The sequence below is a fragment of the Planomonospora algeriensis genome (assembly GCF_977012225.1).
The window spans coordinates 1-8,257 of record NZ_CDRNDK010000295.1 but is presented as its reverse complement, the minus strand read 5'-3'; the positions used below and the strand labels follow the sequence as shown (position 1 = coordinate 8,257).

Annotated in this window: 10 protein-coding genes; 4 read left to right on the top strand and 6 right to left on the bottom strand. The window is 74.9% G+C overall.

The genetic code is table 11. The features are described 5' to 3' along the window. Window positions 1–83: 83 nt before the first annotated feature. Window positions 84–1,334 (bottom strand): MFS transporter, encoded by a 1,251-nt coding sequence (locus ACWJ6R_RS25010; protein ID WP_449064572.1) that lies wholly within the window; start codon window positions 1,332–1,334, stop codon window positions 84–86. A gap of 87 nt (window positions 1,335–1,421) precedes the next feature. Here ACWJ6R_RS25010 and ACWJ6R_RS25005 point away from each other — a divergent pair, with 87 nt between their 5' ends. Beyond that, window positions 1,422–2,000, top strand: a complete 579-nt coding sequence (locus ACWJ6R_RS25005; RefSeq protein ID WP_449064571.1) for a CGNR zinc finger domain-containing protein — start codon at window positions 1,422–1,424, stop codon at window positions 1,998–2,000. Window positions 2,001–2,122: 122 nt separating this feature from the next. Here the strand turns inward: ACWJ6R_RS25005 and ACWJ6R_RS25000 are convergent, their stop codons facing one another. From ACWJ6R_RS25000 to ACWJ6R_RS24985, 4 genes are all read right to left on the bottom strand, one after another. Then, window positions 2,123–2,860: an ABC transporter permease gene (locus ACWJ6R_RS25000; RefSeq protein WP_449064570.1), complete on the bottom strand. Its 738-nt coding sequence runs from the start codon at window positions 2,858–2,860 to the stop codon at window positions 2,123–2,125. A gap of 185 nt (window positions 2,861–3,045) precedes the next feature. After that, a complete protein-coding gene (locus tag ACWJ6R_RS24995; protein WP_449064569.1) occupies window positions 3,046–4,002 on the bottom strand; it encodes an ABC transporter ATP-binding protein in 957 nt (318 codons plus the stop codon). A 35-nt stretch (window positions 4,003–4,037) separates the two neighbouring features. Continuing rightward, window positions 4,038–4,355, bottom strand: a complete 318-nt coding sequence (locus ACWJ6R_RS24990; RefSeq protein ID WP_449064568.1) for a transcriptional regulator — start codon at window positions 4,353–4,355, stop codon at window positions 4,038–4,040. Next, window positions 4,352–4,975, bottom strand: a complete 624-nt coding sequence (locus ACWJ6R_RS24985; protein ID WP_449064567.1) for a hypothetical protein — start codon at window positions 4,973–4,975, stop codon at window positions 4,352–4,354. The genes ACWJ6R_RS24990 and ACWJ6R_RS24985 overlap by 4 nt, the downstream gene beginning before the upstream one ends. Before the next feature lie 240 nt (window positions 4,976–5,215). Between ACWJ6R_RS24985 and ACWJ6R_RS24980 the strand changes: the two genes are divergently transcribed. From ACWJ6R_RS24980 to ACWJ6R_RS24970, 3 genes are read left to right on the top strand one after another with little or no spacing between them, the layout of a single operon-like run. Continuing rightward, window positions 5,216–5,557 (top strand): YciI family protein, encoded by a 342-nt coding sequence (locus tag ACWJ6R_RS24980; RefSeq protein WP_449064566.1) that lies wholly within the window; start codon window positions 5,216–5,218, stop codon window positions 5,555–5,557. Window positions 5,558–5,564: 7 nt separating this feature from the next. Next, a complete protein-coding gene (locus tag ACWJ6R_RS24975) occupies window positions 5,565–5,909 on the top strand; it encodes a YciI family protein (protein ID WP_449064565.1) in 345 nt (114 codons plus the stop codon). Next, a complete protein-coding gene (locus ACWJ6R_RS24970; RefSeq protein ID WP_449064564.1) occupies window positions 5,906–7,117 on the top strand; it encodes an RNA polymerase sigma factor in 1,212 nt (403 codons plus the stop codon). Before ACWJ6R_RS24975 ends, ACWJ6R_RS24970 begins: the two co-directional genes overlap by 4 nt. Before the next feature lie 53 nt (window positions 7,118–7,170). Here ACWJ6R_RS24970 and ACWJ6R_RS24965 read toward each other — a convergent pair. Then, window positions 7,171–8,257 (bottom strand): amino acid ABC transporter ATP-binding/permease protein (locus ACWJ6R_RS24965; RefSeq protein WP_449064563.1); only part of this gene is annotated, 1,087 nt, incomplete at its 5' end.

Below are 8,257 nucleotides of genomic sequence, written 5' to 3'. Positions count from 1 at the left end.
GGCGCCGCTCCTCGCGCTGCGGGCGGCCGGAACGCCGGGTGAGCGGGTCCGCCGCTCCTCGCGCGGCGGACCCGGCCGGAGGGTCATCGGCGCGGGGAGCGCGGGCCGCCGGGGGCGAGGAGGACGGCGAGCAGCGGAGCCACGGCGGCCAGCGCCCATACCGCCTCCCAGGAGGCGGCGGCGAGGACCGCGGGGATGAGGAGCGGGGTGAGGAACGCGGCGGCGAAGATCGTGGTGCCCTCCAGGCCGAGGGCGGTCCCCGCCCGGTCCGCGCCCGCCATGGCGGCGATCTCGGTGTAGGCGACGCCGTGCCAGGCGTTGGCCAGCAGGCCGCCGAGCGCCAGGGCGGTGACGGTCAGCGGAGTGGGCGCGTGGGTGAGGACGGCCGCGCCGGCCATGGCCAGCGCGGTGAGCATCCCGATGCCGCGGATGACGGTGCGGCGGTCACCGCGCCGGTCGCTGTACCTGCCGGTCCAGATGCGCGCCGCACCGCCCCCGAGCTGGGCGATCAGGACGGTCAGGCTGGCCAGTGCCACGCCGGAGCCCTTGGCGTCGTGGAGGAAGATGGCGGTGAAGGACAGCACGGCGATCTGCGGGACGGTGAGCAGGCCGCTGGCCAGGGCCAGCCGCCAGACGTCCCAGCGCAGAAGGGGCGAGCGTCCCGGTCCGGCCCGGTCCGCCGCGGGGGCGGGCGACCGGTCCGGTCCGTGCAGCCAGCGCCAGGCCGCCGCCGCGGACAGCAGGCAGAACACGGCCGGAACCGCGTAGACCGCGCGGAAACCGTACGCCGCGGCCAGCCACGGCAGCAGGACGACCCCCACGGCACCGCCCGCCGGGATCGCGGTCTGGCGGATGCTCATGGCGAAACCGCGGCTCCCGTCGGTGAACCAGGTCATGACCGCCCGGCCGGAGGAGGCGTTGACGCTGCCGCCCAGCGCCCCGGCGGCCAGCATGCACACGGCCAGCAGCGGAACCCCGGCCTGGTCGCCGGGCGTGACGGCGGCGGCCATCAGCGCCAGCAGCGCGCCGGTGGAGACCAGCCCGGCCAGCAGGATCCGCCGGTCGCCGAACCGGTCGGTCAGCAGCCCCCACACGATGTCGGACACCGCCACGCCCAGCCCGAGGCAGCCCAGGACCAGGCCGAGCGTGCCGGTGGACAGCCCGTAACCGGAGCGCATCGTGATCCCGGTGACCGGGATGCCGGAGAACATCGCCGAGAAACTCGCCTGCGCGGCCACGCCCACGGCGAGCACGGTCCAGCGGTGGCGCGGGCCGTACCGCCGCGGTGCGCGGGCGGGCGCGGCGGTCGTGCCGGTGGGGGCCGGGAGCGCCATGGATTCCTCCTGCGGAGTAACCGTAATCAACGGTTAATCACTCTGGCAGTCCGCGAAATAACCTGTCAATGCGGTTACGATGGAGCGATGGAGTTCACCTTCGTGAGTGGGAACCTCGGCCTGGACCTGGCCGGGACGGTGGGCCGGCGCCGGACCGGACGCGTCGACCTGCTGGAGACGCCGGCGGATCTCGCCCGGTGGACGGTCGCCGCACGGCTCCTGGACGCCGAGCCCGCCGTGAGCGACGAGGATCTGGCCTGGGCGGCGACGGTGCGCGAGGCGATCTACCGGCTGGCGTCCGCCGCCCGTGACGGCTCCCCGTTCGAGGCGGCCGACCGCGAACTGCTCAACCGCGCCGCCGGACGGGCGCCGGTCGGCGTCAGGCTGCGCGACGACGGCGGGCTGGAGCGGACCGGTGATCTGGGAGCCGCTCTGGCCACCGCGGCGCGGGACGCCGTCGAACTGCTCGGCGGTCCCCGCGCCGCGCTGATCCGCGAGTGCGAGGCGGACCTCTGCACCCGCCTCTACGTCGACTCCTCGCACCGGCGCTCCCGCCGCTGGTGCGACATGCGCGGCTGCGGCAACCGCGCCAAGGCGGCGGCGTTCCGGGCGCGGGACCGCCGGGACGGGCAGGGCTCGCCCGTGCCCGGTCAGGGCACGGCCTGAGCCCGCCGCCCCGCCGAGGGGCGGCGGGGCGGCGGGCTCACCTGTCTTTCCGGAGATCCCGGACGGTCCGGGTCGTCCGGGTCGCTCAGGGGTCTCGTTCTCCGCAGCGCGGCGCGGAGGGCTCAGGAGAAGCGGCGGCCCTCGTCGCGGCGGTAGGCCCAGACCGCCAGCGCCCCGGCGGCGGCGGTCCAGACGGCGAACATGGCCATCGTCAGCGGCCGGGGGGAGCCGTAGCCGACCGCGGCCCAGACCAGTTCGACCGCGCCCCGGGTGGGCAGGAAGGGCGCGATCGCGTCGATGAAGGCGGGGGCGTCCACCGGGTTGGTCAGCAGGCCGCCGCCCACCGCCATCGGCAGGAAGATCAGCTGCACGACCGCGAGCGCCGCCTTGAACGGCAGCGCGTACCCGATGAGGAGACCGAGCAGCTGGAACGGGATCGAGGCGACGACCAGGGCGCCCAGCCCCAGCGCGAGCCGCCCCGGGGTGACGGTGGCCTCGGTGAACAGCGCGGAGATGACGAGCACCGGCAGCACCCCGATGAGGGTGAAGAGCAGCGCGTTGAGGACCCGGCCGCCGAGCCGGGGCCAGGGCCCGGCGGGCAGCGTGCGGACATAGGGGTCCCAGGGCTGCTCCCGGTCGGCGGAGACGCCCGTGCCGTGGGTGAACAGGCTGCCCGTCATCACCGCGAAGGTCATCATCGACGCGGAGGCCAGCGTCGCCCCGAGGGGATCGCCTCCGGCGAAGGGGACCACGAAGAAGAGCATCGAGGCGGCGGGGAAGAAGCCGTTGCCGATCAGCGCGATCGGCACCCGGATGGTCTCCATGAACTGATACCGGGTATGGGTGAGAAGGAGCGACATGGGGCCTCTCTCGGAGAAGGGGGACGGCCGGAGGGCGGCTCGCACCGTGGCGGGCGCGGTCGGAAGGGCTTCCAGCGGAGCGGACACGGGGAGCGGGGCGGCCGGGAGGAGCCGGCGTGCGTTCGGGGGGAGGAGTGGCCGGGCGGCAGGGAGGTCCGGGTGGCGGGGTGGCCGGGAGGTCCGGGTCAGGCGGCCTCGGACCCGGCGGTGATGGTCAGGAACGCCTCCTCCAGGGAGGTGGGGCGGACCTCCAGGCCGGAGAAGGGCGCGCCGGCGCGGACCAGCTCGCGCACCAGCGCGTCGGCGTCGGAGGTGAGCAGGTGGGTGCGGCCGCCCTCGCGCTCTGTGCGCAGGACCCCGGGCAGCTCGGGCAGGTCGCCGGCCGTCAGGGTGACACGGCGGACACCGGCGATGTCCCGCACCTGCTCGGTGGTGCCGTCGGCCAGGACCCGGCCCCGCCCGATGACCACGACCCGCTCGGCCAGCGCCTCGACCTCCTCCAGGTAGTGGCTGGTGAGCACCACGGTGCCGCCGTCGGCGTGGAAGTCCCGGATGGCGTCCCACAGCGCCCGGCGCGCCTCGACGTCCAGCCCCGTGGTCGGCTCGTCGAGGAAGACCAGCCGGGGGTCGCCGACGAACGCCAGCGCCACCGCGAGCCGCCGCTTCTGCCCGCCCGAGAGCCCGCCGACCTGGCGCCGCTCCAGCCCGGACAGGCCGAACCGCTCCAGCAGGGCGCCCCGCTCGACGCTGCGCGGATAGTGGGCGGAGACGAAGTCCACGATCTCCCCGACCCGCAGGGTCGCCGGCAGCCCGGTCTCCTGCGGTGTGACGCCGATGGCGCGCCGCCGTACCGGATCGGCGGGGGAGCCGCCGAGCAGCTCGACGCGGCCCGAGGTGGGCCTGCGCAGCCCGGAGAACAGGTTGATCAGTGTGGACTTGCCCGCCCCGTTGGGTCCGAGCAGCCCGACCAGCTCGCCGGGGCGGACGCCGAGGGAGACGCGGTCCAGCGCCGTCACGTCCCCGTAGCGCCGGGTGACCTCCACGGCGCGCACCAGGGACTGCTCCGGCTCCGCGCCGGGATCCTGTGCCGCGCTCGGTGCCGCACCCGGTCCTACGCCCAGTGCCATCGTCGGTTCCGCCATCGCGGGACCTTCCTTTCTCGAATGTCGAACGGTGGTCAGGCGCCGGGGGGCGGCGCCGAGGTCGTGTCCAGCAGGGTGCGGATCGCCGCGGTGTACTCCTCGAAGGCCAGGCGGCCCCGGCGGGTGAGGGCGACGTAGGTGACCGGGGTGCGGCCGCGGTGCGTTTTGACGATCTCCACGTATCCGGCCTCCTCCAGCTTGCCCAGGTGCACCGAGAGGTTCCCCGCGGTCATGCCGAGCAGGTCCTTCAGCCCGGGGAAGGTGATGCTGTCCCCCTCGCCCAGGGCGTTGAGCGTGACGACCACCCGGAGCCGGGCCTGGGCGTGGATCACCGGGTCGAGCTCGGGGGTCATCGGCGGACCTGCCGGCGGACCAGCAGTCCGGCGGCGATGGATCCGCCTCCGGCGCCCACCGCCATCAGCAGCGCGTGCCAGCCGGGCCCCGCCGCCACGCCGACCGTGTTGAGCACGGCCAGCGCCGCGCCGAAGACGAACATCGGGCGGACGAGCCAGACGGCCCCGCCCGCCATGTAGAGGATGGCGACCACCAGCATCGACAGGCCGGCCCAGAGCAGCTCCTGTTCCGCGGGGGGAAGGAGGGCCCCGACCCGGGCGGCGATGGCCGACATGGCGAAGAAGGCGAAGGACCAGGAGAAGCCGTACATCATGCCGCGCTGCTGGGACGCGCCCCGGACGGGGCTGCGCAACTGCCACATGGTGAGCGCGCTGATCAGCATCGCCAGGGCCATCAACCCGAACAGCAGTGCCAGTGCCACGGCCTCCGGGACCTCGACGTACGGCGTGCCGGACGGCCCCCGGCGGAGGAAGAGCACGCCGAACCCGATCAGCCAGGCGACGCCCCACGCCAGGTAGTGCGGGACCGGGTCGGGGACGAACCGGTCGTGGGCCGCGGAGCCCTGCTGCTCGATCAGCCGGAGCGTCTCCTCCGGGCTCAGCCCCCGCTCGTCGTCCACGGCCTTCTCCTTGGCGGTCCAAATCGGTTTGTGTTTCAAACTCTTGGTTTGAACTGTAAACCAGATTGCTCCGCCAACTCAACCCCCTGACCGGACGAATCGTCCTCCGGCGGTCGGGCCGCGGCCCGGCGGCGCCGGTCCCGCCGCGAGAATTCCCTGCGGGATCTGTCGATTCCGGCGGGTGCCGTACGTCATGGGAGTGCGTACGGCATCCGCCGGACGACATCGGAAGGGAACACCATGAGATATGTGCTGCTGGCCGCCGGGGACGAGAGGCCCTGGGCGGAGGCCGGTCCGGCCGAGCGGGAGGAGATCTACGCCCGGTGGGGTCGCTTCGAGGAGATGCTGGCGGCCGGGAACGCGGGCCGGGGCGGCAATGAGCTGGCCCACTCCGCCACCGCCACCACGGTCAGGAAGAGCGGGGGAAAGGTGGTCATCACCGACGGTCCCTACGCCGAGGCGGTCGAGCAGATCGGCGGGTACGTCACGATCGAGGCCGCGAGCATGGCGGAGGCGATCGCGTTCGCCGAGGCCTGCCCGTCGGACGTCGTGGAGATCCGCCCCGTCCCGGACAGGGGGTGACGGCGCCGTGAAGTACGCGTTGCTGCTCTACGGCGACGAGAGCAGGTGGGCCGCCGCCACCGAGGCCGAGATCAAGGAGGTCTCCGCCGCGCACGGCCGGTTCACGGACATGCTCACCGCCCGCGGGGCCTACCTCGGCGGGGAGGAGCTGGACTTCTCCACGACCGCCGTCACCGTGCGCACCGGCGGCGGGCGGACGCTGCACACCGACGGCCCTTACGCCGAGACCGCCGAGCACCTGGGCGGCTTCTACCTGGTGGAGGCCCGGGACCTGGACGAGGCGATCGAGTTCGCCACGGCCTGCCCCGAGGAGATCGTGGAGATCCGTCCCGTGGTCGAATACCAGGGGTGAGCGTGACAGCGGTCGAGCAGGCGTACCGGCGGCACTGGGCGCGCCTGCTCGCCCTGCTCACCGCCGAGCTGCGCGATATGGACCTGGCCGAGGAGTCGCTGCAGGACGCCTTCGCCGCGGCCGTCACCGCCTGGCCGCCGGAGCCCGGCAACCCGCCCGCCTGGCTGCTCACCACGGCCCGCAGGCGCGCGCTGGACCGGCTCCGCCGGGACGCCGTCGCGGCCAGGAAACTGCCGCTGCTGGTCGTCGACGAGCGGCCGGATCCTGCGGCCGTCCCCGACGAGCGGCTACGGATGATCTTCACCTGCTGCCACCCGGCGCTGTCCATGGACGCCCGGGTGGCCCTCACCCTGCGCTGCGCGGGGGGCCTGACCACCCGCGAGATCGCCCGGCTGTTCCTGGTCTCCGAGGCGACCATGGCCGCCAGGATCACCCGGGCGAAGAAGAAGATCGCCCAGGCGGGCATCCCCTACCGGATCCCGGCCGGGCCGGAGCTGGCCGAGCGGCGCGACGGGGTGCTGGCCGTGGTCTACCTCGTCTTCACCGAGGGGTACGCCGCCACCGGGGGAGACCGGCTGATCCGCGCCGAGCTCGCCGCCGAGGCGATCGCGCTGGGCCGGATGCTGCGCGAGCTGCTGCCCGCCGACCCGGAGGCCGACGGGCTGCTGGCGCTGATGCTGCTGCACCACGCCCGCCGGGACGCCCGGCTGGGCCCGTCGGGGGAGCTGGTCCGCCTGCCCGACCAGGACCGCTCGCGCTGGCACCGCGAGGAGATCGGTGAGGCGCTCTCCCTGCTGGAGGCGGTGCGTCCGGGCGGCTCCGGCGGATTCCCCGGCCCCTACCTGCTGCAGGCCGCGATCGCGGCCGAGCACGCGGTCGCCGAGCGGGCCGCGGACACCGACTGGCCCGCCATCGCCCGGCTGTACGGCAGGCTGGAGGAGGTGACCGGGTCGGCGGTGGTCCGGCTCAACCGGGCCGTGGCGGTCGCCGAGGCCGACGGGGCCGAGGCCGGGCTGGAGCTCCTCGACGGACTGGACCGGACGATGGGCCGCCACCACCTGCTCCACGCCACCCGGGCCGAGCTGCTGCGCCGCCTGGGCCGGGACCGGGAGGCCCTGGACGCCTACAGCCGGGCGCTGGAGGCCGTCGGCACCGACCCGGAACGCGCCTTCCTGCTGTCGCGCCGGGAGGAGCTGTCCACCCGCTGACCCCCGTACGGGACTCACCGCCCGCGGCGTCGCGAGCCCGGGCCGGACCGGCCCTATCCCCGGGAGACCAGGGCCTCCGACCGCCACAGGTCGCGGTAGTAGCCGGGGACGTCCACCAGCTCCCGGTGGGTGCCCCGCTGCAGGACCGAGCCGTTCTCCAGCACGACGATCTCGTCCACCTCCTCCAGGCCGCGCAGCCGGTGCGTGACCAGCAGGGTCGTACGCCCCCGGGTGGCGTCCAGCAGGTCGGCCATGAGCGCGTCGGCGGTCTCCTCGTCCAGCGCCTCGGCCGGCTCGTCGAGCAGCAGCACGGGCGGGTCGTTCAGCAGCGCCCGCGCCAGGGCGAGCCGCTGCAGCTGCCCGCCGGAGACCGTCCGCCCGTCCTCTCCGAGCACGGTGTCCCACCCGGTCCGCTCCGCCCAGTCCGCCAGCCGGGCCCGCCGTACGGCCTCCGCCAGCGCCTCCTCGTCCGCCTCGGGCCCGGCCAGCCGGAGGTTGTCGCGGAACGAGGCCTGGAACACGTACGGGTCCTGGGTCAGGCCCGTCATGATCCGCCGGGCCTCGTCCGAGGGCAGGTCGCGCAGATCGACGGCCTTCCCGGTCCCGGGCGCGTCACCGCCGCCGGGTCCGGGACGGCCGTCCGCCCCGGAGCCGGACAGCCGGATCGCGCCGGACTCCGGCTCCACCAGGCGCATCAGGGCTGCCAGCAGGGTGCTCTTGCCCGCTCCGCTGGGGCCGACGACCGCCACCCGCTTGCCGGGGGTGAGGGTGAGGGAGACGCCGTTCAGGGCGGGGGCGCGGTCCGTCGCGTGGCGGACTACCAGGTCCTCGACCTCGACCGTGAGCGGGCCGCCGGGGACGGCCGCCGGGTGGGCCGGCTCGGCGACGGCGGGCGGGGTCGCGCGGACCTCCCGCAGGCGGCGCAGGGCTGCGGACACCCCGGTCATGCGTTCGGCGGCCGTGATCATCGGCAGCAGGGGCTCGAAGGAGACCAGGGAGGTCAGCGCGAGTACGGCGGTCGCCACCGAGCCGGCGCCCGCCCCCTGCGCGACCAGCACCACCCCCGCCACGGTCAGCCCCTGGGCGAGCACGCCCAGGCAGGTGGCCGCGGCGCCCGTGCGGGCCTGGGCCCGCTCCAGC

Coding starts and splice junctions, on each gene's coding strand:
- ACWJ6R_RS25010 (WP_449064572.1), bottom strand. CDS start 1,334: ATGGCGCTCCCGGCCCCCACCGGCACGACCGCCGCGCCCGCCCGCGCA.
- ACWJ6R_RS24995 (WP_449064569.1), bottom strand. CDS start 4,002: ATGGCGGAACCGACGATGGCACTGGGCGTAGGACCGGGTGCGGCACCG.
- ACWJ6R_RS25000 (WP_449064570.1), bottom strand. CDS start 2,860: ATGTCGCTCCTTCTCACCCATACCCGGTATCAGTTCATGGAGACCATC.
- ACWJ6R_RS24990 (WP_449064568.1), bottom strand. CDS start 4,355: ATGACCCCCGAGCTCGACCCGGTGATCCACGCCCAGGCCCGGCTCCGG.
- ACWJ6R_RS25005 (WP_449064571.1), top strand. CDS start 1,422: ATGGAGTTCACCTTCGTGAGTGGGAACCTCGGCCTGGACCTGGCCGGG.
- ACWJ6R_RS24980 (WP_449064566.1), top strand. CDS start 5,216: ATGAGATATGTGCTGCTGGCCGCCGGGGACGAGAGGCCCTGGGCGGAG.